The sequence below is a fragment of the Micromonospora auratinigra genome, assembly GCF_900089595.1.
In the GTDB taxonomy this organism is placed as follows: Bacteria; Actinomycetota; Actinomycetes; order Mycobacteriales; family Micromonosporaceae; genus Micromonospora; species Micromonospora auratinigra.
Window position 1 is genome coordinate 285,475 of sequence record NZ_LT594323.1, and the last position, 26,791, is coordinate 312,265.

Sequence of the window (26,791 nt, forward strand, 5' to 3'; positions counted from 1 at the left end):
GGGGTGCCGGCGCGGGCTCGACGCAGCATAACGAGCGGCTCAGCCGAGCAGTTCGGCCACCGCGTCGGCCGCCGGCCGGTCCGCCGGCAGCGGGTGCGCCGACACCACCGCGTCCACCGGCAGCGCCGCGTACAGGTGCGGGAAGAGGGCGCCGTCGCGGGACGCCTCCCAGCGCAGCGCCGTGCCCAGCCGGTCCGGGTCCACCGCGAGCACCGTGAGGCCGGTGACCCCGCCGAAGAACCGGCGGGCCGTTCCCACCACCTGGTCGGCGGCGGAGAGGTGGACGTACCCGTCCTGCCGGTCCAGCTCGGTGCCGGTGAACTCGCCGGCCGCCCGGGCCCGCGCCCACTCGCCGTTCGTCAGGATCTTGTAGATCACCACCGCAGCCTACGGCGTTCCGGCATGCTCTTCAGGCAGGGGCGGGCGGAGGGACGGGACCATGCAGAGCCACCACGACGACTGGACCGACGGCCAGCGGGCCGTCTACGACGAGTGCCACCGGGCGGGCGCCGAGTGGGCCGTCGACCCCGACACCCCCACCGAGGACGTCCAGCACGTGATCAACCTGGGCCAGGCCGACGACGACAGCTTCGGCGACGCCGAGATCGACTACCCGCCGCTGGTCGACGCAGTCGCCCAGGCCACCGGGGAAGCGGTGACCAGCGTGCCGGCCAGCCACGACGACCCGGGCTTCCGGGGCTTCGTCGACGGGGTCCGGGACGCCACCGCCGACGAGGTCTTCGGTCTCTGAGCGGGTACCGCCCCTCCCGTACCGCCGCCATCTCTGGAACCATTCGCAGGGCAGTACGTCGAGCGGATGGAGGCACGGGTGCGGATCCTCCTGGTCGAGGACGATCGTCGGGTGGCGGGTGCCCTCTCGTCCGCCCTGACCCGGCGCGGTTACCAGGTGGAGCACGCGGCCACCGTCGAGGCGGCGCTGCACGCCGCCCCCTGCGACCTGGTCCTGCTCGACCTGACCCTGCCCGACGGCGACGGCACCGACCTGTGCCGGGAGCTGCGCCGGCGCAGCAGCCAGCTCGGCATCATCGCGGTCACCGCCCGCGGTGAGGAGCGCGACCGGGTGCTCGGGCTGCGGCTCGGCGCCGACGACTACGTGGTGAAACCGTTCTCCATGGTGGAGCTCCAGGCCCGGATCGAGGCGGTGCTGCGTCGGGCCGCGCACACCGTGCCGGAGCGGCACCTGATCGAGGCCGGCACGGTCCGCATCGACGTGGGTGGGCGGACGGTCAGCGTGGCCGGCCGGCCGGTGGCGCTCACCCGCAAGGAGTTCGACATCCTGCTCTCGCTGGCCCGCCAGCCCGGGGTGGCGGTGCCCCGGGAACGGATCCTGCTCGACGTCTGGGGCACCACGTGGGCCGACCGGCACACGGTGGAGGTGCACGTCGGTTCGCTGCGCGGCAAGCTCGGCGACCCGACCCTGGTGGAGACCGTACGCGGGGTCGGCTACCGGCTCCGCGGCGAGTGAGGGGCCTCCGGTGCGTCGCCGGCTCGTGATCAGCTACCTGCTCCTGATGGTGCTGGTGCTGCTCGCCCTGGAGACGCCCCTGGCGGCCACCCTGGCCAGCCGGGAGACCGACCGGGTCCGCGCCGACCGGCTCGCCGACGCCACCCGCTTCGCCTCGCTGGCCGGCCCGGCGCTGCGTGGCGGCGGTCCCGGCCCGCTCGACGGGGAACTGGCCGCCTACGACGACCTGTACGGCATCGGCGCGGCCGTGGTCGACCGGGACCGGCGTACCGTGGCGGCCTCGGCGAGCTGGCAGTTCGGCTCGGGCGCGGACACCGCCCTGGACATCGCGCTGGCCGGGCAGCAGTTCAGCGGACCGGACTCCGTGTGGCCCTGGGTGGACGGCCCGGTGGTGGTCGCCGTGCCGATCAACGACGGCGGCGAGGTGTTGGGGGCGGTGGTGACCTCGACCCCGGCGGCGAAGGTACGCCGTACCGTCACCGCCTGGTGGCTGCTGCTCGCCGGCATCGGCCTGCTCGCCGTGCTGGCCTGCGTCTCGCTCGCGTTCGCGCTGGCCGGCTGGGTGCTGCGCCCGGTCACCGAGCTGGACGCGGTCACCCACGAGATCGCCGAGGGGCACCGCACCGCCCGGGTCCGCCCCCGCCTCGGGCCGCCCGAGCTGCGCCGGCTCGCGGCCAGCTTCAACCACATGGCCGACGCGGTCTCCGACGTGATGGACCGGCAGCGCGCCTTCGTGGCGCACGCCAGCCACCAGCTGCGCAACCCGCTGACCGCGCTGCGGCTGCGGGTGGAGGAGCTGGGACCGAGCCTGGTCGACGCCGACGGCCGGGCCGAGCACCGGCTGGCCCTGGAGGAGACCGACCGGCTGGCCACCGTGCTCGACGCGCTGCTCACTCTGGCCCGCGCCGAACGGGAGGAGAACCAGCAGGTCACTGTGGACGCCGCCGAGGTGGCCGCCTCGCGGGTGGCGGCCTGGTTGCCGCTGGCCCGGCACCGCTCGGTCGACCTGCGCCTCGACGCCGCCGACGGCCCCGCGTACGCCCGGACCGTGCCGACCGCCGTCGACCAGGCGCTCGACGCGCTGATCGACAACGCGGTCAAGTTCAGCGGGGCCGGGGGAGCGGTGACGGTGACCGTCCGCGCCGCCGACGACGGGATCACCGTGCAGGTGGGCGACACCGGCCCGGGCATGACGGCCGACCAGCTCGACCAGGCCACCGAGCGGTTCTGGCGGGCCCCCGACGTGCAGAACGTCGACGGGGCCGGGCTCGGCCTGACCATCGTGGCCGTGCTGGTCGACGCCTCCGACGGTCGGCTCACCATGCGCCAGGGTGACCCCCGGGGCCTGGTCGCCGAACTCTGGTTCCCCGCCCCGGAGCGGCCGGCCGACCCGCTCGACACCCCGGTGGACGAGGTCGCCGAGCCGGTCGGCTCCCACCCCACCCGGCCCTGACCGCCCCGCCGGAACGGCCCCGGACGGGAGCCGGGCAGCACGGACCGGCCGGCGTCAGGGTTTGCTGGACCGATACCAGTCGGCCGCGCCGGGATGCAACGGCAACGGGGTGGTGACGATCGCCGACCGGGGACTCATCCGGCCGGCCGCCGGGTGCGCCTCGGCCAGCTCCGCCCGGCGCTCCATCAGCAGCCGGGTCACCTCCCGGACCAGCGGCTCGGGCAGGTCCGCCCGGACGATCAGGTAGTTCGGGTTCGCCACCGTGCTCACCGGGTCGGTGCCGTACATCGAGCGGGGGATGTCCCGGGTGACGTAGACCTGCCCGTAGCCGCGACGCAGCGGCTCCGCCCACTCGCCCAGGTCGACCATCCGCACGGCGGTGGTGCCGGCCAGCTCCGCGATCCCGCGCACCGGCAGGCCGCCGGAGAAGAAGAACGCGTCGATCCGGCCGGCGCGCAGCGCGGCCACCGAGTCGTCCAGCCCCAGGTGTTCCTGGTGCACCCGGTCCCCGCCGAGCTGCGCCACCTGGAGCAGGCGCATCGCGGTGACCTCGGTGCCGGAGCCGTCGGCGCCCACCGACACCCGCCGGCCCCGCAGGTCCGCGAGGGTCCGCACCGGGCCACCCGCCGTGGTGACCAGGTGCAGCAGGTCGTCGTAGACGCGGGCGACGGCCAGCACGGTGGGGTGCTCGGGGCTGCTCGGCGGCAGCACGTCGGCCTGGGTGAAGCCCAGCTCCGCCTGGCCGGAGCCGACCAGCCGGACGTTCTGCGCGGACGCGGCGGTGACCACCACGCTGGCCCGCACCCCGGCCAGCTCCCGGTTGAGGATGGTGGCCAGCGACTGGCCGAAGGCGTGGTAGACCGCCGTCGGGCTGCCGGTGGCGATCCTGATCCGCACCGGTTGGTGTGGCTCGTCCCGGCAGGCGGCCAGGCCGGCGGTGACCGGGAGCAGCAGCATCAGCAGCGCCACCGGCGCCGCCATCCGGCGCCGCCCGCGCACAGACCAGTGTCGGCTCACGGGCAGCACTGTGCGCCGTGCGGCACCCGCCGCGCAACCCCGGCCGGCCGGCCCGGCGCGCCCGGCGCCACCGGCGACGCGATCCGGCAGGTCAGCGAGGTGCCCGGCCGGCTCGTCAGCGAGGTGCCCCGTCGGCTGGTCCGCGGGTGGCCGGCGCGGCCCGGACGGCGGATGCGGCCCGGCCGGCCGATGCGGCCCGGCCGGCCGATGCGGCCCGGCCGGCCGACGCGACGGCGGTCGCGCGTCGGCTCCCCCCGGTGCCGGCGCGCGACCGCCGACGGCTCAGCAGGCCGCCGTCGCGGGGACCAGGGTGGCGCTGTCCACGATCCGCGTGCGGTGCGGACCGTTGGGCACGCTCACCAGGAAGCAGCCGGCACCGGGGCGCAGCATCGCCGGGACCTCCAGCAGCGCCGCGCCGCGGACCAGCACGGCGGCCAGGTCCCGGTCGGCGAGCCGGATGCCGAGGCTGTGCCGGCGGACGTGCCGGCCGCCGGCCAGCAGCGCCGCCCGCCACGCGGCGGCGGCCAGTCGCGGTCGCCACACCCGCCGGGCCATCGAGGCCCCGGGGACCGGCCCGCTGAGCAGCTCCCGGCGCCCCTGCCGCCAGCCGGTCTCCAGCAGCGCCGCGTACGTCGGCCGGTGTTCCCTGGGCACGTGCAGCCGGTGCAGCTCGTAGCGGCGGCGCAGCCCGCCGGTGGCCAGCTCGTGCTGCACGGGTACGCCGAGCCGGCCGAGCAGCTGCCGCATCCGCCGGGCGGCGTCCTCCCGGTTGAACTCGGCGGACCCGCCCCGGTACGTGCCGAGGTCGGGCCGGCGCAGGTCACCGGCCGGGGGCGGCGTGCAGCGCACCAGGCAGGCCACCTCGAACGCGTCGGCCAGGGTCAGCCAGTCCAGCGGTGGCGGCGGCGCGGGTGCCGGGCGGGCCCGGTCGAGCAGGGTGACGGAGTCGGGGGACATCGGACGTGCTCCTTGCGTCGGGGTTCCCCTACCGTGGCCCCGCCGCCGGGTACGCGGAACCGCTGCGCCCGAGCCTTGAGCAAAATTTGCGGCTGACGCCCCGACCCCGCGACTACCCGGCGTCCGGGTCGTACCGTCCGGTCGCGGCGCGGGCGGCGACCGCCAGCAGGTCCAGGTGACCGGACCATTTGGTGATCTTGGTGGGCACCGCCCCGCGCGGGTAGGCCCGGGTGACCGGCACCTCGCCGACCCGCAGGCCCAGCCGGGCGGCCCGTACCGGCAGGTACGCGAGCAGCTCGTAGGCGTCGAAGACGGTCCGGAAGACACCCACCCGGGGATCGGCCAGCAGTCGCGCCGAGTGCCCCCGGAACCCGTTGGTGGTGTCGGTGTACCAGGTCCGCGCGCCGGCCGACAGCAGTGGCGCGTGCAGCAGGCGGATGGCCAGGTAGCGGGACCAGGGGGTGTTGACCGCGCGACCGCCCCGGACGAACCGGGAACCCTGCACGTAGTCGTACCCCTCGTCCAGCCGGGCGGCGAACCGGGCGATCGCGTCGACGCCGTCCTTGCCGTTGCCGTCCACGGTGATCACCCCCTGGTAGCCGTCGTCCAGGGCGGCCGAGAAGGCCATCCGCAGCTGGGCGCCGAGCCGGCCCGGCCCGGTCTTGACCAGCACCGACCGGACGCCGTGGGCGGCGAGGAAGTCGTCGGCCAGCGAGCCGTCGGTGCTGCCGCCGTCGGCGACCAGCACGTCCAGGCCGTGGCCGCAGTCGTGCATCCGGCGCAGCTGGCCGCGCAGCCGTTCCCCCTCGTTGATCACGGGCACCACCACCGCGTAGCGGCTGCGCCGGGGGGCGAAGTCGCGTCGCTCGTGGCGCGGGACCTGGCGGTCGTCGCGGGGTCGCTGCTGGGTCTCGGTCATGCCGCCGCCCCGCACAGGGCCACGGCGTACCGGGCGGCCCGCTCGACGGCCGCCACCCGGTCGCCGTCCGAGGGGCGCATCTCGACGCTGAGATGCCCGGCGTAGTCCACCGCGCGCAGCGCCGCCGCGAAGTCGGCGTGCCGGGGATCGGGGTGGCCCACCGCCGCCAGGTGTGGCTCGCTCAGGTGCGCGTGGCGCAGCAGCGGGGCGAACCGGCGTACGCCGGCCGCCGGGTCCTCCCCGGCCAGCGTCATGCAGGCGGTGTCCAGGTGCAGCCGCAGCCCCGGCGAGTCGACCGCCGCCACCAGCGCGGCGGCCTCGGTGGCCCGGGTCAGGTAGTCGGCGCCGTAGACCGCCGGGTTGGCCTCGACGCAGAAGGTGGTGCCGGCCGCGACCGCCCGCTCGGCGAGCCGGCCGAAGACGTCGACGGCGATCCGGTCGGCCACCGCCACCGGCAGGTCCTGCCGGAGCCGGTTGCGGGGGCTGCCGAAGACCAGTGCGGTCGCGCCCAGCGCGGCGCCCAGCTCGGCGATCCGGCCCAGGTACGCGACGAACTCCTCCCGCCCGGGCCCGAAGAGGGTCAGGTCGGGGCGTCCGTAGAGCAGCGACTGGGCGGCGACCACCGGCAGGCCGGCCCGCGCCCAGGCCCGCCCGTACGCGTGGGCCTGCGCCGGGGAGACCGCGGTCGGGTCGGGCCAGACCTTGGTGGGCGCCACCTCGACGGCCTCGGCTCCGGCCCGGCGCAGCGCGTCGGCGACCTTCTCGTCGTCCCCGGGTTCCCAGGCGATGTTGCTGACCGCCACCTTCATGCCGGCACCCGCTCCCCGGCGAACGTCCGGAGCCCGGCGAGCACCTCGTCCCGGCCGCAGACGTACGGCCCGTCGGCGCCGAACACCGCGGCGTGCCGGGTCCGTACGTCGTAGTGGACCGGGTCCGGCGTCTCGGCGCGCAACGTCCGGCCGAAGACCTCGCGGGCCATCGTCTCGGCGGGCAGCGGCTCGGTGGCCAGGTTGAGCACGGGCAGTCCGGCGGCGACGGCCCGGTCCAGGTCGGTGGTCAACCGGCCGAGATCGTAGAACTGGAAGGTCGAGCGCCGGTGACAGAACTCCTCGGTGCGCCCGGTCATCAGGTCGTGCACGAGGTTCTTGCGCAGTCCCGGACCGAACAGGGCCGGCAGGCGCACGATCAGGCAGCGGGGATAGTGCTGCCGGACGAACCGTTCCAGGCGCAGCCGGTGGCGGCCGTACGCCTGCGGGTGGTCGTCCGGGTCGGGTGCGGTCGCCTCGTCCACCTGCCGGGGCTCGGGATAGACGTCCACGGTGGAGATGAGCACCGCCTCGTCCGCCGAGGTCCGGCGCAGGTGGTCGATCAGCGTGTCGACGGCGGCGGCGTCGGCGGCCGGGTCGGCGTTGGCCCGCCACTTCACGCCGGGTGCCGCGCTGATGACCAGCCGGCCGAACCGCCGGCCGTCGATCGCACCGACGGTGGGGCGGTGAACCTGCAGGTCGTAGGCCCGTTGCCGGGCGAGGTTCGCACCGACGAAACCGGTGTTGCCGACCAAACCTGTGAGCATGCCTCACCTCGGCCTAAATCGTTTAAATAGGTCAATCGACATGTTAGCGTCTGGCCGTGACAGAGGGACGGATTTCCATCGATGCGCTCGTCTTCGGAGCGGGAATCTTCGGCCTCTGGGCCGCCCGCCGGCTGCTCGCCGGGGGCCGGACGGTCGGCGTGGTCGATGTGGAGCGACGTCCCCTGGTCCGCGCCAGCCTGATCAACCAGGCCCGCGGTCACCACGGCTACCACTACCCGCGCAGCGTCTACACCGCGCTGCGCTCGGCCAGCTACTACGAGCGCTTCCTGCGTGACTTCCCCACCGCCGTGAACAGCCACATGCGATCGGTGTACGCGGTCGCCGCGGAGGGCTCGTACGTCGACGCCGCCCACTTCGAGAAGTTCTGCGCCACGGTGGGGGCGCCGGCCACGCGCATCGACCCCGGCGAGTTCTTCCTCGACGGCAGCGTCGAGGCGGCGTACGAGACCGACGAGTTCAGCTTCGACGCGCCCGCGCTGCGCACCGCCCTGCTGGCCCGGCTGGACGCGTACCCGGGCCGGCTGCGCTGGTTCCTCGGGGACACCGTGGCCGAAGCCGGGCGCGGCGACTGCGAGACCTGGGAGGTGACGCTGCGCTCGGGACAGCGGATCACCACCGGTGAGATCGTCAACGCCACGTACGCCGGCACCAACGCCCTGCTCGCCGCCTTCGACCTGCCGCCCGTGCCGCTGAAGTACGAGCTGTGCGAGATGGTCCTGGTGGAGGCCCCGGCCCACCGGGACGTGGCGATCACCGTGATGGACGGGCCGTTCTTCTCCCTGATGCCCTTCGGGCACAGCCCGTGGCACAGCCTCAGCGCGGTGGCCTACACCCCCCGCCTGACCAGCGCCGAGACCCTGCCGACCTTCCCCTGCCAGGAGCGGGTGCCGGACTGCCTGCCGGTCGCCCTGGCCAACTGCGCGACGTGTCCCGCCCGCCCGGTCAGCAGTTATCCGTACATGCGGGCGCTCGCCGGCCGCTTCCTGCCGATCGGGGACCGGTTGCGCCGTACGGAGAGCATGTTCGCGGTCAAGACGGTGCTGCGCACGGCCGAAGTGGACGACTCCCGACCGACGCTCATCCGGGTGGAGAGCGAGCGACCGTCGTTCGTCACCTTGTGCAGCGGCAAGGTGAACACGATCTACGACCTGGATGAAGCCCTATGAGACACAAGACGTTCGTCAGCGTCGTGCTGTACTGCCGCGACGAGACACCCACCCTGGAGACGTTCCTGGACCGGGTGGGCCCCTGGCTGGCCGAGCACTTCGAGCTGCACGAGCTGGTGGTGGTCGACGACAACTCGGCGCAGGACCCGACCCCGACCGTGACGGCCTGCGCGAGACGCCACCGGCTCAACGCGGCGGTGATCCGGCTGGCCCGCCGGCACGGGGTGGAGGCCGGCATCAAGGCCGGTCTCGACCAGGCGATGGGCGACTGGGTCTTCGAGGTGGAGAGCCCGGTCACGGACTTCCCGCTGGACGTGCTCGGGCGGATGTACGAGGTCGCCACCGTCGACGGCTGCGACGTCGTCACCGCCGCCGGCGACGAGGGGTCGCTGCGCAGCCGGATCTTCTACCGCCTGGTCAACCGGTACAGCGACCTGGACATCCCGCTGCGCACCGAACGCCTGCGACTCACCTCCCGGCGCACCCTGACCGCGATGCTCGCGATGCGGGAGAAGGTCCGCTACCGCAAGGCGCTGTACGCGGTCCTCGGCCACCGGCACGAGCACCTGCGCTACACCCCGACCGGGTCGGGTCGCGCGGTGCCGCAGCGCCGCCTCGACCGGGAGACCACCAGCCTCGCCTTCGACATCCTGCTGTCGTTCTCCGGCTTCGGGCTGCGGCTGGCGCACCGGCTGTCGCTCGCGTTCGGCGCGCTGTCCCTCGCCGGGATCGGCTACGCGGTCACCGTGTTCCTGGTGAAGTCCGACCTCGTCCAGGGCTGGACCACGCTGGCGATCCTGGTGTCGGGCGGCCTCACCGGCCTGTTCCTCATCCTCGGCGTGCTCGGCGAGTACCTGGCCCGCATCCTGATCGAGGTCCGGGCCCGGCCGACGTACTCGGTCCGGGACCGGGTGGTCTGCCAGGCGGCCGAGCTGCCCGGGCAGGCGGCCGGGCCGCCGGGGCCCTACCTGCACGCGCAGATCACCGGCGAGCAGCCCCACCCGGCGCCGCTCGGGTCGGGCCGGTGAGTACGGCCACCCGGACCGCCGACCCGCTCGGCGGGGTGCCCGCCGGCGCGTCGCGCACCCTGTCCGTGCCGCGCCGGCTGGCCGCCGCCGGCTGGGCGGTGCTCGCCGCGGTGCTGGCCGTGCTGCTGGCCCGTTACTGGAACGGCCCGCCGTACAGCCCCGACTCGTGGGGGTACTACGAGCTGTCCCGCCACCTCGGCGGCGACTTCTTCCGGGTCGACTCCTGGCGCAGCTACCAGTCGACCGAGCCGTACGGGCTCAGCTTCGGTCCGTTATGGCCGGTGCTCTGGGGCGGTACCGCCGCGCTGACCCGCACCGGTGCGCACGCCGGCCTGCTGGCCGCCGTCGGCTGCGTCCTCGGCACCGCCGCCGCGCTGTCGGCCCTGGGCCGGCGGGTCGGCGTACGCGGACTCGGGCCGCTGGTCACCGTGGGCCTGCTCGCCTTCCCGCCGTACCTCGACGAGATGCTCGCGGCACGCACCTTCCCGCTGGCCGGTCTGCTGCTCAGCCTGCTGGTCCTCGCGCTGGTCGGCACGGACCGGCGGCCCGGCCCGGCCTGGCCGGCGGTCGGGGCCGTCACCGGTGCCCTGGTGCTCACCCGGCCCGGCCTGCTCTTCGCGGTGCCCCTGCTCGCGGTGCTGCTGCTGGTGACCCACCGCCGGCAGTGGCGGCAGCTCCTCGGCGCCGGCCTGGTGCTCGCGGCCGTGCTGACGCCGTGGGCGGTCTACGGGCTGGCCCACTTCGGCACCCCGTTCCCGGGGGACAACCGGATCGTCGTGGCAGCCGTGCCGCAGCTGTACTTCTCCGACGTGCTCGACCTGGACCGGGTGCCGACGTACGCCGACGACCCGACGGGGTGGCTGGCCCGGCTGGCCGGCAACGTGCCGGGGACGGCGACAGAGGTGCTGCGGGCCGCGATCCTCGCGCCGACCGTCGTGCTCACCGCCGGGGGACTGCTGCTCCTGCACCGGTGGTGGGCGGTCCGGCCGGCGCCGGGGTGGTTGCCGGTCCTGCTGATCGTCCTGCCGACCTTCGTCGCGGAGGTGACCTTCGCCGAGCTGAGCACCGGGTACCGCGACCACCGCTACCTCAGCCTCGTCGTGCTGCTGCTCGTGCTGACGTCGGTGGTGCTGCTCTACCGGACACCGGTCCCGGCCCGGCTGGCCGGGCGTACGGTCGGGGTGGCCGGGGCGGGCCTCGCCGTGGCGTTGCTGGCGCTGCCGGCCGCCTGGGCGCTCACGTTCCAGTTCGACACCGTGCCGCCCCAGCCGCACGCCCTCGACGGCGGGCCGGTGGAACAGGAACTGCGACGCTGCCAGGACGACGGCACCACCCTCGCCATGCGCAGCGGCACCCTGACGGCCCGGCACAGCGCCCTGACCGGCGCGCGGACGGCGAACCTGCCGCACAACTTCGCCCAGCTCACGCCCGCGCAGCGGCGGAACTGGATCACCACCTACGGCATCGGCCAGCTCTACCTGCCGCCCGTCGGCGCCGCCCCCGAGCACGTGCGCCCGGACGACGAGCCGCTGACGCTGCTCGCCGCCGCGGCCCGGGTCACCCCCGACCGGTGCGCCACCATCGGCCGGTTGTACCGGGTGACGCCCTAGAGCTCGGTCACCACGACGTCGAGTTCCCGGGGCCGGCCCGGGCGCGTCGGGTGCTCCTCGACCGTGTACTTCAGGTCGCGCAGCGCCCCGACCAGGGCGGTCGCGGTACGCGGCCGTGCGTCGGCGGTCAGCAGGTCGCGCACCAGCCGCCCCTTGGTCGCCTTGTTGAAGTGGCTCACCACGGACCGCGTCGGCACCCCGGCCACGTCCCGCTCGTGCAGCACCCGCACGGTCACCGTCCGCTCGGCGAGCGCGCCGTGCGGCGTCCAGGTGGCCGCGTACGCCCCGGAGCGCAGGTCCAGAACCGGGCCGCTGCCGGCCGCCGCCACCATCGCCGGTGCCAGCTCCCGCCGCCAGTACGCCGACAGCGCCCCCACCCCGGGCAGCCGTGCCCCCACCGGGCAGCGGTACGGCGGGATCCGGTCGGCGAGTCGGACCGCGCCCCAGAGGCCGGAGCTGATCAGCACCGAGCGGCGCGCGGCGCGGCGGGCCGCGTCCGGCAACGAGGCCAGGTCGAGCGCCTCGTAGAGCACGCCGGTGTACAGCCGCTCGGCCGGCGCGGTCGCCGCCTCCCGCAGTCGGGCGTTGCGGCGCAGCTCGTCGCGCTGCCCCTCGCTGAGACCCAGCGCGGCCCGGGCCGCCGCCTCGTCCGGCCCGGCGCTGAGCGCGACGAGGGCGGCCAGCACCTCCTCCCGGGCCGGGGTCAGCTCCGGCAGGTGCAGCCGGGTCAGGTCCAGCCGCCGACCGGTGCCGGCCGCGGCCTTCCCCTCGGACGGGGGCAGCAGGATGAGCATCGGTTCAGCGTACGGCCCCGGCTCAGCGCCACGGCCGCACGGCGCTGCGTGGGTGGTACACGCGATAGCCGGCGACGTCGGCGACCACCGCCGCGTCCGCCTGCGCGCCGAGCAGCCGGCGCAGCCCCCGCTCCGCCGACGAGCCGGCCGCCACCACGTACCCCGGGCGGGCGGCCCGACCCACCCGCTTCCAGTACGCCGGGTAGCGGTTCTGCCCGGGGGTCAGGTTGCCGTCCAGCACCCCGCAGACCACCGCCTCGTCGGTGTTGAAGATCAGCCGGTAACAGGTCCAGTAGTCGGTGTACACCTCGCTCAGCCCGGCGCGGCGCACCGCGTCGGCCAGCTCGCGGGCCCGCCGCTCCTCGGCGCGCAGCGCCGGGGCGTCCGCCACGAACGTCACGGTGGCGGCCACGGTGCCCACGGCCAGCGCGGCCAGCACCAGCCCGGCCAGCACACCGCCGAGGCGGGCCGCCCCGCTCGCCGCGCCGCGCCCGGCGTACGCCGCGCCCCGCCACAGCGGCCAGAGCACCACCGGCAGCGAGATCTGCAACACCGACAGGTACCGGGCGTTGCCGAGCGGGTCGGTGGCGGCGAGCGGGCTGCGGACGTACCCGATCAGGGTCAGCGCCGCGCCGGCGACGAGGGCGAGCCGGGCGACCGCCCGGACCCGCGCGGCCCCACCGACCGCCCGCCGGTACGCGACCAGCCCGAGCGCGGCGGCGGCCACCAGCAGCAGCGGGTAGAGCAGGCCGAACCACTGCGCCCACCGCGCGCAGCCGTCCATCGGGCAGAGCCCCGAGGCCAGCGGCACCCCCTGCAGCAGCCCGCCGTGCAGCCGCTCGGCCAGCGACGGGGCCACCCCGTCCTTGGTGCTGATCTCGCGGAACACCGACAGCGAGTCCTGCCCCGCCGGGGCGACCAGGTTGTCCTTGATCATCGGGGCGGCGCCGACCAGGAAGCCGACCACCAGCAGCACCCCCGGCCAGCCGATCAGCTCCCGGGGCACCGCCCACACCAGCACCAGGCCGGCCACCACCAGGTACGGCACGATCAGCCAGTCGGACCAGAGCGCCACCCCGGCGAGCAGCCCGAACAGCCCGGTGGCCAGCCAGCGGTGCCGCACACGAGCCTCCCCGAGCGCCACCGCCAGCAGCAGCATCGCCAGCACCGCCGGCTTCACCTCGGGCCGGCCGCCCACCACGGTGAGCTGGTCGCGGACCACCCGCTCGGAGCCGAGCGCCAGCAGGCCGACCACGGCGGTGGCCAGCCAGGGGGAGAAGAGCCGGCGGCTCAGCCGGTACGCCAGCCACAGGAAGACCGCGTAGAGCAGCAGCAGGGGCAGCCGCAGCACCGGCCAGCCCGGCCCGAACCAGCCGACCAGCGGCGCGGCCAGGTAGGACTCCAGCATGCCCATGTAGCGCTGGCCGTAGAGGAAGACCGGCCGCTCCCGGCCGGCGGCGATGTGCAGGGCGGCCAGCCCGAAGGTCGCCTCGTCACTGTTCGAGGTCGGCAGCGTCAGCAGGACCAGCACCAGCCGGTAGCCGACCCCGGCCGCCCCGAACAGCAGGGCCACCAGCGCCGGCCGGTCCAGCGCCGGCCCCCGCACCCGTGTCGCCACGACCACGCCCCCGTCGCCGCCTGTGACCGCAGTCTGGCACGCCCGCGGCTGGTGGCGGGGCGGATCGGCGTACGCCGCTCGCGTGGCCGGGCTCCGCAGGTTGTGGCAATGTTGCCGTGTGCCACCCACACCGCCGGACGAACTCGCCGTACCGCAGCTGCACCGGGCCGCCCGCATCGAGGACGCGGTGCACGGCCTGGTGGAGCGCCGGCTGCGGCGCACCGGGTGGCAGGCCAACATCATCGCGTACGCCGGCTACGGCGCCCCCGGTTGGGCGCGGGTGCTCTGCCGGGTGCTGCTCGGCCGCCCCGACACCCGGCAGCAGGGCCGCCTGGACAAGGTGCGCGGCTGGCGCAGCTTCGCCACCCTGCCGGCGAAGTTCGCCACGGTGAGCATCGAGGTCGACGGGGTGCGCCAGGAGGCGCGGGCCGACCGCAGCGGCTTCGTCGACACCGTGGTCGAAGGCACCTTCACCCCCGGCTGGGCCTGCGTACGCCTCAGCGTGCCCGACGCGGAGCCGGTCGAGGCGCTGGTCCGCATCCTCGACCCGGAGGTCCGCTTCGGCATCCTCTCCGACATCGACGACACGGTGATGGTGACGGCGCTGCCCCGGCCGCTGCTCGCCGCCTGGAACACCTTCGTCCTCGACGAGCACGCCCGGGCCGCCGTGCCCGGCATGGCGGTGCTGTACGAGCGGCTGGTCACCGCCCACCCCGGCGCACCGGTCTTCTACCTCTCCACCGGCGCGTGGAACGTCGCCCCGACGCTCACCCGCTTCCTCTCCCGGCACCTCTACCCGGCCGGACCGCTGCTGCTCACCGACTGGGGGCCGACGGCCGACCGGTGGTTCCGCAGCGGGCGTGAGCACAAGCGGGCCACCCTGGCCCGGCTGGCCCGGGAGTTCCCCGAGGTGCGCTGGCTGCTGATCGGTGACGACGGGCAGCACGACCAGGAGATCTACCGCGAGTTCGCCGCGGCGCACCCGGAGAACATCGCCGGTGTGGCGATCCGCCGGCTCTCGCCCACCCAGTCGGTGCTCGCCGGTAGCCTGCCCGCTCCGGCGGGCCGCTCGTCCACCGGACCGGTGGGCCAGAAGTGGCTCTCCGCCCCCGACGGCGCCGGCCTCTGGAAACTCCTCCGCGAGGCCGGCCTGGTCTAGAGCGTCGGCTCGCCGGACCGCCGGGCGGCGGCAGACCTGGCGCGGTGGCCGTGCTCGCCGGGTGGCGGTGCCCCGGACCCCGCGACACCGCCACGTCGGCGCGCCCCGAGGGCTAGTCGGTGCCGGATCCGGCCGCCGGATCCGCGCCGACCGGTGCGTCACCGGCCGTGCCGGTGCCGCCGCCGTTCATGTCGGTGGCCTCCCCGTCCGTGCCACTGGCCTCGCCGTCCGTGCCGGTGGCCTCGCCCGACATGCCGGTGCCGCCGCCGTTCATGTCGGCCGCGCCCGGTCCCGTCGGTTGCTCCGCGCCCGCCTCGCCGGGGCGCTGATCGGCCGCGCCGGCACCCGCCGAGCCGTCCTGTCCCGGGGCGCAGCCCGGTACGCCCGGGTCGGCCACCAGGTGCCCGCCGGGTGCCGCCGCCTCCGCGCCCGACGCGCCGGCCGCCCCGACCGCCCCGTTCCCGCCTCCGCCGAGCGGGCCGGCCTGTCCGTCGCGCCCCAGCGCCCGGCCGCGCCCCGCGCCGGGCTGGCCGGCGCGGGCAGCCTGCCGCTCGGCGCGGACCTGCCGGGCGATCGCGCGCAGCTGCTGGATGCGGGCCCGGATCTGCTGGATCCGACCGGCGATCCGGTCACCGGCCCGGCCCGCCTGCTGACCACCGGCGCCCTGCTGCCCCTCCTGTCCGCCGGCCTGCTGCCCACCGCCGGCCTGGTCCGCGCCGCCGGCCTGCTGTCCACCGGCCTGGTCCGCGCCGCCGGCCTGCTGTCCACCGGCCTGGTCCGCGCCGCCGGCCTGCTGCCCGCCGCCCGCCTGCTGCCCACCCGCGGCCTGCTGGCCTGCGCCGGCCTGTTGCTGGGCGGCCTGTCGGGCTGCGCGGGCCGCCTGCACGATGCCGGCGATCTGCCCGATCAGCCCACCGACCGCGTTGATGATGCCGGCCGCCCGGGCCGCGCCCCCGGCGCCGCCCTGCGCGCCCCCGGCGCCGCCCTGCGCGCCCCCGGCGCCGCCCTGCGCGCCGGCGGCCCCGCCCTGCGCGCCCGCCGCGCCGGCCTGGGCCCCCGCTGCCCGGGCCCCCTGCACGATGCCCCGGATGCCACCGATGATCCCGCCGAGCCGCTTCACCCTCAGCTCGGTCGCCTGGGGGTCGAGAAGCTGGCCCGAGCGTTCCCCGGACATCTCCTCGGTGACCGCCCAGGCCCGGTCGAGCTCGGTCGCCATCGCCTCCTCCCAAGGGACGCTCGGGCAGGCCGCACCGGCCACCTCGACCCGGCCGCCGCAGCCGGCCGCGGCCCGCCGCTGCTGGATGAGATCCACGACGGCCTGCCGGTTGGCTATCCGGGCCGCCGAGTTGGCGTCGGGGTTGCGGCGCTGGTCCGCGATGAAGGTGAGATTGTTGCGCAGCGCGCTGTCCAGCCCCGGGCAGTTCTCCGCCGCCTGCCCGGTGCCCGTCGCGACCGCGAACGCCGCACCGACGGTCACCGCCAGCGCCACCCCACCGGCGATCTTCCGGTTCCGGGACGACGGCACGGCCGTCCCGGGTCGCCTGGTCGTGCCTCTGCTCCAGCCCATCGAAGCTCCTCCGCCTCGTCCGTCACGGTGTCCGGCATCCGTGCAGCGGTACGGCGGCCCGGCGGCCCGGGTTCAGGGCGACGTGCCGTCAGAGCGACTGAATCGACGGTGAGTGAGGAAAGGGCCGGAGGGCGCTACAGCAGGTAGTCGTTGGGGCCGGGGATGCACGTGAGAGCGGTATGTCTCTGAGACATAAAAATGTCTGAGAGACATACCGCTCTCAGTGGGTGCCTATCCCGCAGGCGACCGCCCGGCACGCGGCGAGCCGGCGGGCGCGAAAACGACACCGGAACCAGGGACGGAGCCACCGGAGGGTGGCTCGCGGGACAAGGCCCTTTCGGCGCGGGCTCAGTCGCGGCGGAGCCAGAGCACGCCGAGCGGCGGCACGCGCAGCGCCACCGACGCCACCATCCCGTGCCACGGCACGTTCTCCGCGTGCACCTCGCCGAGGTTGCCGACCCCGGACCCGCCGTAGTGCTGCGCGTCGGTGTTGAGCACCTCGGTCCAGGTCCCGGCGGCGGGCAGCCCGACCCGGTAGTCCTCCAGCGGTCGGGCGGAGAAGTTGGCCACGCAGACCAGGGTCGCGCCGTCCGGGGCGATCCGGACGAACGAGACGGCGTTGTTGGCCACGTCGTCCCCGGCGATCCAGCGGAAGCCGGCGGGCTCGGTGTCCTGCGCCCAGAGCGCCGGGGTGTCCCGGTAGACCCGGTTGAGGTCACCGACGAGCCGCTGCACCCCGGCCCGGGCCGGGTCGTGGGTCAGGTACCAGTCGAGGCCGCGTTCCTCGCTCCACTCCCGGTCGTCGGCCAGCTCGCAGCCCATGAAGAGCAGCTGCTTGCCGGGGTGCGCCCACATGTACGCGAGCAGCGCCCGGACGGTGGCCAGCCGCTGCCAGGTGTCGCCGGGCATCTTGCCGGCCAGCGAGCCCTTGCCGTGCACCACCTCGTCGTGGCTGATCGGCAGCACGTAGTTCTCGCTCCAGGCGTACGCCAGGGAGAAGGTGAGCTGGTGGTGGTGGTGCTGCCGGTAGATCGGGTCCTTCGAGGTGTAGAGCAGGGTGTCGTGCATCCAGCCCATGTTCCACTTGAAGCCGAACCCCAGGCCGCCGTCGCTGGTCGGCCGGGTGACGCCGGGCCAGGCGGTGGACTCCTCGGCGATCATCAGCGCCCCGGCGTGGTGCTTGTAGACGGTGGCGTTGACCTCCTGCAGGAAGGCGATCGCCTCCAGGTTCTCCCGGCCGCCGTGCACGTTGGGCAGCCACTGCCCCTCCTGGCGGGAGTAGTCGAGGTAGAGCATCGAGGCGACCGCGTCCACCCGCAGCCCGTCGACGTGGAACTCGTCCAGCCAGTAGAGCGCGTTGGCGACCAGGAAGTTGCGGACCTCCCGGCGGCCGAAGTCGAAGACGTACGTGCCCCAGTCGGGGTGCTCGCCGCGGCGCGGGTCGGGGTGCTCGTAGAGCGGGGTGCCGTCGAAGCGGGCCAGCGCCCACTCGTCCTTGGGGAAGTGCGCGGGCACCCAGTCGAGCAGCACCCCGATGCCGGCGGCGTGCAGCCGGTCGACCAGGTACCGGAAGTCGTCGGGGTCGCCGAACCGCGCGGTGGGGGCGTAGTAGCCGGTGACCTGGTAGCCCCAGGAGCCGCCGAACGGGTGCTCCATCACCGGCAGGAACTCGACGTGGGTGAAGCCCAGCTCGGTCACGTACGCGGTGAGCTGCTCGGCCAGCTCCCGGTAGCCGAGACCGGGCCGCCACGAGCCGAGGTGCACCTCGTACACGCTCATCGGCTCCTGGTGCGGCCGCTGCCGGGCCCGCCGCTCGAGCCAGGCCGCGTCGCCCCACTCGTACGCCGAGGAGTGCACGACCGACGCGGTGGCCGGCGGGACCTCGGTGCGGCCGGCCATCGGGTCGGCCTTGTCCCGCCACCGCCCGTCGGCGCCGAGGATGCGGTACTTGTAGCGGGCGCCGGTCGCGACGCCGGGCACGAAGATCTCCCACACTCCGCTGGAGCCCAGCGAGCGCATCGGCCAGCCGTCGTCCGGGCCCCAGCCGGTGAAGTCGCCGACCACCCGGACGCCGCGCGCGTTGGGCGCCCAGACGCTGAACGCCACGCCCTCGTCGAAGACCCGCGCGCCGAGCGCCTCCCAGAGCCGCTCGTGCCGCCCCTCGCCGATCAGGTGCAGGTCCAGCGCGCCGAGGGTGGGCGGATAGCGGTACGGGTCGTCGTGCGTCGCGCCGTCGGCCTCCACCCGGTAGTCGAGCACCTCGCCGGGGAGCACCGCCTCGAAGATGCCGGCGTCGTGCACCCGCTTCGTCGGGTGCCGTTCGTCGCCGACGAGCAGCGTCACCTCGGCCGCGCCCCGGCGCAGCACGCGGACGGTGGTCCGCCCACCGTCGGGGTGCGCGCCGAGCGTGCCGTGCGGGTCGTGCGCCTCGCCGGCGATCAGCTGGTCCATCGGGCGTCGTCCTTCGTGGCCGGTGCGGTCGGGGCGGTGCCGCCGGAGAGGTCGGCGGGTACGTCCTGCACGGTCAGCCCGGCTCCGGCCGGCTGCTCCGGCGCGGGGGCGGCCGGCGGCTCGGGCCGGACGACCGTGAACACGTGCGCGGGTTGCAGGTACGGGTCGAGCCGGACCGCGTTGCGCTGCCCCCACTCGTAGCGGGCCCCGGTCAGCTCGTCCTGCACGGTGAAGCGCTCGTGCCAGTCGAGGCCGAGCGCCGGCATGTCGAGGGTGGTGTTGCCCCACTGCACCTCGCGCGAGTCGAACGAGCACACCACCAGCACCGTGTTGCCGGTCTCCGGGTCGCGCTTGGACCAGCAGAGCAGCGCCGGGTTGTCGATCTCGTGGAAGACCAGGTTGCGCAGCGCGTGCAGGGCCGGGTTGTCGCGGCGGACCCGGTTGAGGGTGGTGATGAACGGGGCCAGTGAGCGGCCCTGCCGCTGGGCGGCGGCCCAGTCCCGGGGGCGCAGCTCGTACTTCTCGTTGTCCAGGTACTCCTCGGCGCCGGGGCGGGCGACGTGCTCGAAGAGCTCGTAGCCGGCGTACATGCCCCAGGAGGGGGAGAGCAGCGCGGCCAGCACCGCCCGGATCTTGAACATCGGTGGGCCGCCGTGCTGCAGCGACTCGTGCAGGATGTCGGGGGTGTTGGGCCAGAAGTTGGGGCGCATCCAGTCGACCGAGGCGACCAGCTCTTCGCAGTACTCGCGCATCTCGGCCGCCGTCGTGCGCCAGGTGAAATAGGTGTACGACTGGGTGAAGCCGACCTTGCCCAGCCCGTGCATGATCGCCGGGCGGGTGAACGCCTCGGCCAGGAACAGCACGTCCGGGTCGACCTTCTTCACCTCGGCGATCAGCCAGTGCCAGAAGTCGAACGGCTTGGTGTGCGGGTTGTCGACCCGGAAGATCCTGATGCCCTCGCCGACCCAGTGCAGCACCACCCGCAGCACCTCGGCCCGGATGCCCTCCGGGTCGTTGTCGAAGTTCAGCGGGTAGATGTCCTGGTACTTCTTCGGCGGGTTCTCCGCGTACGCGATGCTGCCGTCGGCCCGGGTGGTGAACCACTCCGGGTGCGCGGTGACCCACGGGTGGTCGGGGGCGCACTGCAACGCCAGGTCCATCGCCACCTCCAGGCCCTGCTCGGCGGCGGCGGCGACGAACTCGCGGAAGTCCGCCGGCGTACCCAGGTCGGGGTGGATGGCGTCGTGGCCGCCCTCGGCCGCGCCGATCGCCCACGGCGAGCCGACGTCGTCCGGCCCGGCGGTGAGCGCGTTGTTGCGGCCCTTGCGGTTGACCCGCCCGATCGGGTGGATCGGCGGCAGGTAGAGCACGTCGAAGCCCATCGCCGCCACGCCCGGCAGCCGCTGGACGGCGGTGGCGAAGGTGCCGGACCGGGCCGGCGCGTCGACGGTGGCCGGGACCGCGCCCTCGGAGCGGGGGAAGAACTCGTACCAGGCGGAGAAGAGCGCCCGGGGGCGGTCCACCCAGAGCCGGTGCTCCTCGCCCGTGGTGACCAGCTCGCGGACCGGGTGCTCCCAGAGCAGGACGGCCAGGTCCAGGGCCGGCGCGACCCGGCGCGGCAGCGCCAGCTTCTCGTTGCGCAGCGCCTTCGCCGCCGCCCGCACCCGGATCCGGTCACCGGCCGGCACCAGGGCGAGAGCGGCCTCCAGCACCCGCGCGCCCTCGGCCAGGTCGTTGGCCAGCTCGGCCGGGCCCTGGCCGGCGGCGACCTTCTTGGTGACCGCGTTCTGCCAGGTCAGGTACGGGTCCTGGAACGCCTCGACGGCGAACCGCCACTCGCCGACGGCGTCCGGGCGGATGGTGGCGTGCCAGCGGTCCTGGCCGGGCTCGCCGGGCCGCATCCGGGTGAACGGGCGGGCCGCGCCGTCAGGGCCGAGCCAGACCACGTTGCAGCCGAGCGCGTCGTGGCCCTCGCGGTAGGCCCGCGCGGACACCGGGACGACCTCGCCGACCACCGCCTTGGCCGGGTAGCGACCGCAGGCGACGACGGGGGAGACGTCTTCGATCGGGAACCGTCCAGTCACCGGTTCAACCTACTGCGCGAGATCGCTTCGCGCGCGGGCAAGCAGCGCGATGCCGTGCCTCAGCCGAGGTCGTACTCGGCCGGGCTGGTGTTGAGCACCCAGGCGAGCGGCATGGTCGCCCGCACGCCGTAGCGGTCCGCACCGAGCCGGTGCATCGTGACCGTCTGCGCCGGGTCCTGCTCCACGATCCAGTACTGCGGAATCCCGGCCGACGCGTACTCGTCGCGCTTGGTCACCGTGTCGATGCCCTCCGACCCGGGAGACACGATCTCGACCACGAGGAGTACGTCGGTGGCCGGCAGCCACACGTCGTCGGCCTGGATCTTGCTCCAGACCACCAGATCGGGGATGCGCCCGCCCAGCCCACCCCGTCGCCCGGGGATGCGCAGCCCGACCGCCTGGGCGATGTGGTCCGCCGGAACCCCGCCCTGGGCGAGCCAGACCATGAGCCGGGTCGCGATGATCGCATGGGCGTATCCCGGCGGCGGCATGATCGAGAGGACTCCCTCGGGACTGACCTCGTACCGGTGGTGTTCGTCCGCGGCCATCATCGCGGTCAGATCGTCGAGCGTCACGACGGGTGGCATCGACCTGCCGACCGCCTCCGAGCTCATGTGCACATCCTATCGGCCCGGCTGGGTGAACGGCGTGGACGGACACGCGGTGGCCGTCGGTCAGCCCGCCGCGCCCACCGACCGGTACACCTCCAGGGTGCGCTGGGCGATCGCGTCCCAGGCGAAGTGCGCGACGGCCCGCCGCCGTCCGGCCACGCCGAACTCCTCCGCGCGCTTCGGGTCGGCCAGCACCTCGTTCATGGCGGCGGCCAGGTCGGCGACGAACCGCTCCGGGTCCAGCGGCCGGCCGCTGCCGTCGGTCGCCTGCTCGATCGGCACCAGCAGGCCCGTCTCACCGTCGGCGACCACCTCGGGGATGCCACCGGTGGCGGTCGCCACCACCGCCGTCTCGCAGGCCATCGCCTCCAGGTTGACGATGCCCATCGGCTCGTAGACCGAGGGGCAGACGAAGATCGTGGCGTGCGTGAGCACCTGGATCACCTCGTGCTTGGGCAGCATCTCGGCGACCCAGACCACCCCGGAGCGGGTGGCCCGCAACTCCGCGACCAGCCCTTCCACCTCGGCGGCGATCTCCGGGGTGTCCGGCGCGCCGGCCAGCAGCACCAGCTGCGTGTCGGCGGGCAGCTCCCGGGCCGCCCGCAGCAGGTACGGCAGGCCCTTCTGCCGGGTGATCCGCCCCACGTACACCACGCTCGGGCGGGCCGGGTCGATGCCGAGCCGGTTCACCACGTCGGTGCCGGCGTCGGGGGAGTACTGCGCGGTGTCGATGCCGTTGTGCACCACCCGCACCCGCTCCGGGTCCACCTGCGGGTACGCCGCCAGCACGTCGCGCCGCATGCCCTCGCTCACCGCGATGATCGCGTCGGCCGCCTCGTACGCCGTGCGCTCCGCCCAGGAGGAGAGCGCGTACCCGCCACCGAGCTGTTCGGCCTTCCACGGCCGCAGCGGCTCCAGGCTGTGCGCGGTGACCACGTGCGGCACGCCGTGCAGCAGCTTCGCGGTGTGCCCGGCCAGGTTGGCGTACCAGGTGTGGCTGTGCACCACGTCGGTGCCCGCGCAGCCGGCGGCCATCTCCAGGTCGACACCCATGGTGCGCAGCGCGGCGTTCGCCCCGGCCAGCGCGGCCGGCTCGGTGTACGCGGTGACGCCCGGCTCGTCGCGCGGCGCGCCGAAGCAGTGCACCCGCACCTCGGCGAGGCGGCGCAGCTCGCGCGCGAGGTACTCGACGTGCACGCCGGCGCCCCCGTAGACCTCCGGCGGGTACTCCCGGGTGAGCAGGTCGACGCGCAGCCGTGCGGAATCGGTCATGCCCGGCACCCTAGTACGGAAAACCGTCCCGCACCGGGTGCGGAACTGTGCCCGTACGAGTGGTGAAGTCGGGGCGGGATGGATAGCGTCTGGGCATGGCTGCCAAGGTGCTCGCGATCGTCCTGGCCGGCGGGGAGGGCAAGCGCCTGATGCCCCTCACCACCGACCGGGCGAAGCCGGCCGTCCCCTTCGGCGGGATGTACCGCATGGTCGACTTCGTCCTCTCCAACCTGGCCAACGCCGGCTTTCTCAAGATCGTCGTGCTGACCCAGTACAAGTCCCACTCGCTGGACCGCCACATCACCAAGACCTGGCGGATGTCGACCCTGCTCGGCAACTACGTGACGCCGGTCCCCGCCCAGCAGCGCCGCGGCCCGTGGTGGTTCGCCGGCTCGGCCGACGCGATCTACCAGAGCTTCAACCTGATCAACGACGAGCAGCCGGACTATGTGATCGTTTTCGGCGCCGACCACATCTACCGGATGGACCCCCGGCAGATGGTCGAGGACCACATCGCCTCCGGCGCCGGGGTGACCGTGGCCGGCATCCGGCAGCCGCTGGCGATGGCCGACCAGTTCGGCGTGATCGAGGTCGGCGACGACGGCAAGCGGATCCGCGCCTTCCGCGAGAAGCCCACCGACGCGGTCGGGCTGCCCGACGCGCCGGACCAGATCTACGCCTCGATGGGCAACTACGTCTTCAGCACCAGGGCGCTCTGCGAGGCCGTCGAGCGCGACGCCGAGGACAAGACCAGCAAGCACGACATGGGCGGCAGCATCATCCCGATGCTGGTCGAGCGGGGCGAGGCGAACGTCTACGACTTCAAGGACAACGAGGTTCCCGGTAGCACCGACCGCGACCGCGGCTACTGGCGCGACGTGGGGACGCTCGACTCCTTCTACGACGCGCACATGGACCTGATCAACGTCCACCCGGTGTTCAACCTCTACAACTTCGACTGGCCGATCTACAGCATGCAGCCGCCGTACCCGCCGGCGAAGTTCGTCCACCAGTGGGGCGAGCGGGTCGGCCGGGCGGTCGCCTCGATGGTCTCGCCCGGCGCGGTGATCTCCGGCTCGCTGGTGGAGAACTCGATCGTCTCGCCCAAGGTAAAGGTGCACTCCTGGGCGCACGTCGACGGCGCGGTGCTGATGGAGGGCGTCGAGATCGGCCGGCACGCGGTGGTCCGTCGCGCCATCCTGGACAAGAACGTCTACGTGCCGGAGGGCGCCGAGATCGGCGTCGACCTGGAGAAGGACCGGCAGCGCTACACCGTCTCCGACAACGGCATCGTCGTCATCGGCAAGGGCCAGCGCGTCGAGCCCTGACCGTCCCGCCCCGTCCCGCCCGTCCCCGAGGAGGATCCCGCAGTGGCCCACCCCCGCGCCGGCCAGCCCGCCGAGCCCGCCGACCTGGTCGACGTGCCCCGGCTGGTCACCGCCTACTACGCCGAACACCCGGACCCCGCCGACCCGGCGCAGCAGGTCTCCTTCGGCACCTCCGGGCACCGCGGGTCCAGCCTGAAGAACGCCTTCAACTCCGACCACATCCTCGCCGTCACCCAGGCGCTCTGCGACTACCGGCGGGAGCAGGGCCTGGACGGCCCGCTCTTCCTGGCCCGGGACACCCACGCGCTCTCCGCCCCGGCCGAGGCCGACGCGCTGGAGGTGCTCGCCGCCAACGAGGTCACCGTGCTGCGGGACAGCCGCGACGGCTACACCCCGACCCCGGCCCTGTCGCACGCCGTGCTCACCCACAACCGGGGGCGCACCGGCGGGCTCGCCGACGGCATCGTGATCACCCCGTCGCACAACCCGCCCGGCGACGGCGGCTTCAAGTACAACCCCACCCACGGCGGCCCGGCCGACACCGACGTCACGACGTGGATCCAGGACCGCGCGAACGCCATCCTCGCCGCCGGGCTCAAGGAGGTGAAGCGCATCCCGTACGCGCGGGCCCGCGCCGCCGACACCACCGGGGAGTACGACTTCCTCGCCCGCTACGTCGACGACCTGCCCGCCGTGCTGGACATCGACGCGATCCGGGACGCCGGGGTACGCATCGGCGCCGATCCGATGGGCGGGGCGAGCGTGGCGTACTGGGGCGAGATCGCCGAGCGGCACCGCCTCGACCTCACGGTGATCAACCCGCTGGTCGACCCGACCTGGCGGTTCATGACGCTCGACGGCGACGGCAAGATCCGGATGGACTGCTCCTCGCCGAACGCGATGGCCTCGCTGATCGCCGCCCGCGACACGTACGCGGTCTCCACCGGCAACGACGCGGACGCCGACCGGCACGGCATCGTCACCCCCGACGCCGGCCTGATGAACCCCAACCACTACCTGGCGGTGGCGATCGGGCACCTGTTCCGCACCCGGGAGCAGTGGGGCCCGGCCGCCGCGGTCGGCAAGACGCTGGTCTCCTCCTCGATGATCGACCGGGTCGCCGCCGACCTGGGCCGGCCGCTGCTGGAGGTGCCGGTCGGCTTCAAGTGGTTCGTGCCCGGCCTGCTCGACGGCACGGTCGGCTTCGGCGGCGAGGAGAGCGCCGGCGCGTCCTTCCTGCGCCGCGACGGCAGCACCTGGACCACCGACAAGGACGGCATCCTGCTCTGCCTGCTCGCCGCCGAGATCATCGCCAGCACCGGGAAGACCCCCAGCCAGCACTGGGCTGAGCTGGCCGACCGCTTCGGCGCGCCCGCGTACGCCCGGATCGACGCCCCGGCCGACCGGGCGCAGAAGGCCGTGCTCGCCAAGCTCTCCCCGGAGCAGGTACGCGCCACCGAGCTGGCCGGCGAGCCGATCACCGCCGTGCTCACCACCGCGCCGGGCAACGGCGCGTCGATCGGCGGGCTGAAGGTGACCACCGAGTCCGGCTGGTTCGCCGCCCGGCCCTCCGGCACCGAGGACGTCTACAAGATCTACGCCGAGTCGTTCCAGGGCCCGGAGCACCTCACCCGGATCCAGGAGGAGGCGAAGGCGCTCGTCTCGGACGTGCTCGCCACGGTCTGACGCTCAGCGGGGCGGGGGCAGCTCACGGCGGTTGAGCTGCTCCCGCAGCCCGTCCGGCAGCAGTTCGCGCAGCTGCTCGGGCAGCAGCGGCAGGTCGAGCAGGCTCAGCTTGAGCTGGTTGCGCTCCTGGTAACGGCGCGGATCGAGGCGGACCACCAGGCCGGCGTCGCGGACGTACCGGACGTGCACCGACCCCTCGGTCGCCGCGTCCCGGATCACCAGGCCGTCCATCTCCACCGCCACCGGCGCCGAGTCGGGGCGCAGCTCCAGGTGGATGCTCTCGTCGGGGGAGAGCACCACCGAGCGGGAGATCCCGGCCATCGGCGCCGACGGGGTCACCACCACCGCCTGCGTCGCCGGGGAGACCAGCGGCCCGCCCGCCGCGTAGCTGTACGCCGTCGAGCCGGTCGGCGTGCTCACCACCAGCGCGTCGCAGCGGTAGAACCCGTAACGCTGCCCGTCCACCGCCAGCGTGGCGGCGACGAAGCCCGCGCCGGGCTGCCGGACCAGCGCGATGTCGTTGAACGCCACCACGTCGTCGCCGCACACGTCGCAGGCGAGGCAGGCGTGCGACTCGACGGTGAAGTCGTGCGCCACCAGCCGCTCCAGCGCGCGTGGCAGCTCCGGCGGCTCCACCTCGACCAGGAACCCCACCTTGCCCAGGTGCACCCCGAGCACCGGCTTGGGTGTCCGCACCGCCGAGCGCAGCGCGCCCAACATGGTGCCGTCGCCGCCGATGCTGATCAGCGCGTCGGACCGGGCGGCGAGCTGATCGGCGGGGAGCGCCTCCACCGACGCCGGCACCCGGTGCCGGTCCTCGGCGCGTACCGCCAGGGTCTTGCCGTGCCGGACCGCCCACCGCCCGATGAGCCCGACGACCTCGGAGACGTCCCGGGTCGGGTGCAGGACCAGCCCGAACACATACCCCGCCACCGGTACAGCTCACCACACCGGCCGGGCCGGCGGAGGACGTACCGGCCGGCCGGCCGGC

At 74.4% G+C, this 26,791-nt stretch carries 23 protein-coding genes; 9 read left to right on the forward strand and 14 right to left on the reverse strand.

The window, feature by feature from the left end:
• Window positions 1–39: 39 nt before the first annotated feature.
• Window positions 40–378 carry a DUF952 domain-containing protein gene (locus GA0070611_RS01390; RefSeq protein ID WP_091672295.1) on the reverse strand — a complete coding sequence of 113 codons (339 nt, stop codon included), beginning with the start codon at window positions 376–378 and terminating at the stop codon, window positions 40–42.
• Between the two features lie 61 nt (window positions 379–439).
• On the opposite strand from GA0070611_RS01390, the gene GA0070611_RS01395 reads away from it, so the two are divergent.
• The 3 genes from GA0070611_RS01395 (at window position 440) to GA0070611_RS01405 (ending at window position 2,939) form a co-directional block, all read left to right on the forward strand.
• The gene (locus tag GA0070611_RS01395; protein ID WP_091656020.1) at window positions 440–751 is read left to right on the forward strand and encodes a hypothetical protein; all 312 of its coding nucleotides are present in this window, start codon (window positions 440–442) and stop codon (window positions 749–751) included.
• Window positions 752–829: 78 nt separating this feature from the next.
• Entirely contained in the window at window positions 830–1,486 is a 657-nt protein-coding gene (locus GA0070611_RS01400; protein ID WP_091672296.1) for a response regulator transcription factor, read from the forward strand.
• Between the two features lie 10 nt (window positions 1,487–1,496).
• Window positions 1,497–2,939 (forward strand): sensor histidine kinase, encoded by a 1,443-nt coding sequence (locus GA0070611_RS01405; protein ID WP_091656023.1) that lies wholly within the window; start codon window positions 1,497–1,499, stop codon window positions 2,937–2,939.
• A gap of 54 nt (window positions 2,940–2,993) precedes the next feature.
• Here GA0070611_RS01405 and GA0070611_RS01410 read toward each other — a convergent pair whose 3' ends face one another.
• The 5 genes from GA0070611_RS01410 to GA0070611_RS01430 form a co-directional block, all read right to left on the reverse strand.
• On the reverse strand, window positions 2,994–3,920 hold the full coding sequence (locus tag GA0070611_RS01410; protein WP_091656025.1) for a TAXI family TRAP transporter solute-binding subunit: 927 nt from the start codon (window positions 3,918–3,920) through the stop codon (window positions 2,994–2,996).
• 318 nt (window positions 3,921–4,238) lie between these two features.
• Window positions 4,239–4,913, reverse strand: coding sequence for a hypothetical protein (locus GA0070611_RS01415; protein WP_091656028.1), 675 nt, complete (start codon window positions 4,911–4,913; stop codon window positions 4,239–4,241).
• Between the two features lie 112 nt (window positions 4,914–5,025).
• Entirely contained in the window at window positions 5,026–5,832 is an 807-nt protein-coding gene (locus GA0070611_RS01420; protein WP_091672298.1) for a glycosyltransferase family 2 protein, read from the reverse strand.
• Window positions 5,829–6,641, reverse strand: coding sequence for a sugar phosphate isomerase/epimerase family protein (locus GA0070611_RS01425; RefSeq protein WP_091656030.1), 813 nt, complete (start codon window positions 6,639–6,641; stop codon window positions 5,829–5,831). The genes GA0070611_RS01420 and GA0070611_RS01425 overlap by 4 nt, the downstream gene beginning before the upstream one ends.
• Entirely contained in the window at window positions 6,638–7,405 is a 768-nt protein-coding gene (locus GA0070611_RS01430; RefSeq protein WP_157740155.1) for an NAD-dependent epimerase/dehydratase family protein, read from the reverse strand. The genes GA0070611_RS01425 and GA0070611_RS01430 overlap by 4 nt, the downstream gene beginning before the upstream one ends.
• Before the next feature lie 56 nt (window positions 7,406–7,461).
• On the opposite strand from GA0070611_RS01430, the gene GA0070611_RS01435 reads away from it, so the two are divergent.
• The 3 genes from GA0070611_RS01435 to GA0070611_RS01445 are packed head-to-tail and all read left to right on the forward strand — an operon-like array spanning window position 7,462 to window position 11,230.
• On the forward strand, window positions 7,462–8,592 hold the full coding sequence (locus GA0070611_RS01435) for an FAD-dependent oxidoreductase (protein ID WP_157740156.1): 1,131 nt from the start codon (window positions 7,462–7,464) through the stop codon (window positions 8,590–8,592).
• The gene (locus GA0070611_RS01440; protein ID WP_091656037.1) at window positions 8,589–9,620 is read left to right on the forward strand and encodes a glycosyltransferase; all 1,032 of its coding nucleotides are present in this window, start codon (window positions 8,589–8,591) and stop codon (window positions 9,618–9,620) included. The genes GA0070611_RS01435 and GA0070611_RS01440 overlap by 4 nt, the downstream gene beginning before the upstream one ends.
• Window positions 9,617–11,230 (forward strand): hypothetical protein, encoded by a 1,614-nt coding sequence (locus tag GA0070611_RS01445; RefSeq protein WP_091656039.1) that lies wholly within the window; start codon window positions 9,617–9,619, stop codon window positions 11,228–11,230. The genes GA0070611_RS01440 and GA0070611_RS01445 overlap by 4 nt, the downstream gene beginning before the upstream one ends.
• On the opposite strand, the gene yaaA is transcribed toward GA0070611_RS01445, so the two are convergent.
• Window positions 11,227–12,024: a peroxide stress protein YaaA gene (gene yaaA, locus GA0070611_RS01450; RefSeq protein WP_091656041.1), complete on the reverse strand. Its 798-nt coding sequence runs from the start codon at window positions 12,022–12,024 to the stop codon at window positions 11,227–11,229. The two genes, GA0070611_RS01445 and yaaA, sit on opposite strands and share 4 nt — an antisense overlap.
• Window positions 12,025–12,046: 22 nt before the next feature.
• On the reverse strand, window positions 12,047–13,648 hold the full coding sequence (locus tag GA0070611_RS01455) for a hypothetical protein (RefSeq protein WP_091656043.1): 1,602 nt from the start codon (window positions 13,646–13,648) through the stop codon (window positions 12,047–12,049).
• A 112-nt stretch (window positions 13,649–13,760) separates the two neighbouring features.
• Between GA0070611_RS01455 and GA0070611_RS01460 the strand changes: the two genes are divergently transcribed.
• The gene (locus tag GA0070611_RS01460; RefSeq protein WP_231921292.1) at window positions 13,761–14,801 is read left to right on the forward strand and encodes an App1 family protein; all 1,041 of its coding nucleotides are present in this window, start codon (window positions 13,761–13,763) and stop codon (window positions 14,799–14,801) included.
• A 112-nt stretch (window positions 14,802–14,913) separates the two neighbouring features.
• Here the strand turns inward: GA0070611_RS01460 and GA0070611_RS30935 are convergent, their stop codons facing one another.
• The 5 genes from GA0070611_RS30935 to glgA form a co-directional block, all read right to left on the reverse strand.
• Complete coding sequence (locus GA0070611_RS30935) at window positions 14,914–16,368, reverse strand: hypothetical protein (RefSeq protein WP_157740157.1); 1,455 nt, start codon at window positions 16,366–16,368, stop codon at window positions 14,914–14,916.
• A gap of 348 nt (window positions 16,369–16,716) precedes the next feature.
• Window positions 16,717–18,819 (reverse strand): 1,4-alpha-glucan branching protein GlgB, encoded by a 2,103-nt coding sequence (glgB, locus tag GA0070611_RS01475; RefSeq protein WP_091656052.1) that lies wholly within the window; start codon window positions 18,817–18,819, stop codon window positions 16,717–16,719.
• Window positions 18,807–20,903 carry an alpha-1,4-glucan--maltose-1-phosphate maltosyltransferase gene (locus tag GA0070611_RS01480; protein WP_091656055.1) on the reverse strand — a complete coding sequence of 699 codons (2,097 nt, stop codon included), beginning with the start codon at window positions 20,901–20,903 and terminating at the stop codon, window positions 18,807–18,809. Before GA0070611_RS01480 ends, glgB begins: the two co-directional genes overlap by 13 nt.
• A gap of 59 nt (window positions 20,904–20,962) precedes the next feature.
• A complete protein-coding gene (locus GA0070611_RS01485; RefSeq protein ID WP_231921293.1) occupies window positions 20,963–21,517 on the reverse strand; it encodes a Uma2 family endonuclease in 555 nt (184 codons plus the stop codon).
• Between the two features lie 60 nt (window positions 21,518–21,577).
• A complete protein-coding gene (glgA, locus tag GA0070611_RS01490) occupies window positions 21,578–22,786 on the reverse strand; it encodes a glycogen synthase (protein WP_091656057.1) in 1,209 nt (402 codons plus the stop codon).
• Between the two features lie 95 nt (window positions 22,787–22,881).
• Between glgA and glgC the strand changes: the two genes are divergently transcribed.
• Complete coding sequence (gene glgC / locus GA0070611_RS01495) at window positions 22,882–24,114, forward strand: glucose-1-phosphate adenylyltransferase (RefSeq protein WP_091656059.1); 1,233 nt, start codon at window positions 22,882–22,884, stop codon at window positions 24,112–24,114.
• A gap of 42 nt (window positions 24,115–24,156) precedes the next feature.
• The gene (gene pgm, locus GA0070611_RS01500; RefSeq protein WP_091656061.1) at window positions 24,157–25,800 is read left to right on the forward strand and encodes a phosphoglucomutase (alpha-D-glucose-1,6-bisphosphate-dependent); all 1,644 of its coding nucleotides are present in this window, start codon (window positions 24,157–24,159) and stop codon (window positions 25,798–25,800) included.
• Between the two features lie 3 nt (window positions 25,801–25,803).
• On the opposite strand, the gene GA0070611_RS01505 is transcribed toward pgm, so the two are convergent.
• Entirely contained in the window at window positions 25,804–26,733 is a 930-nt protein-coding gene (locus GA0070611_RS01505; RefSeq protein WP_091656063.1) for an NAD(+)/NADH kinase, read from the reverse strand.
• Window positions 26,734–26,791: the final 58 nt, after the last annotated feature.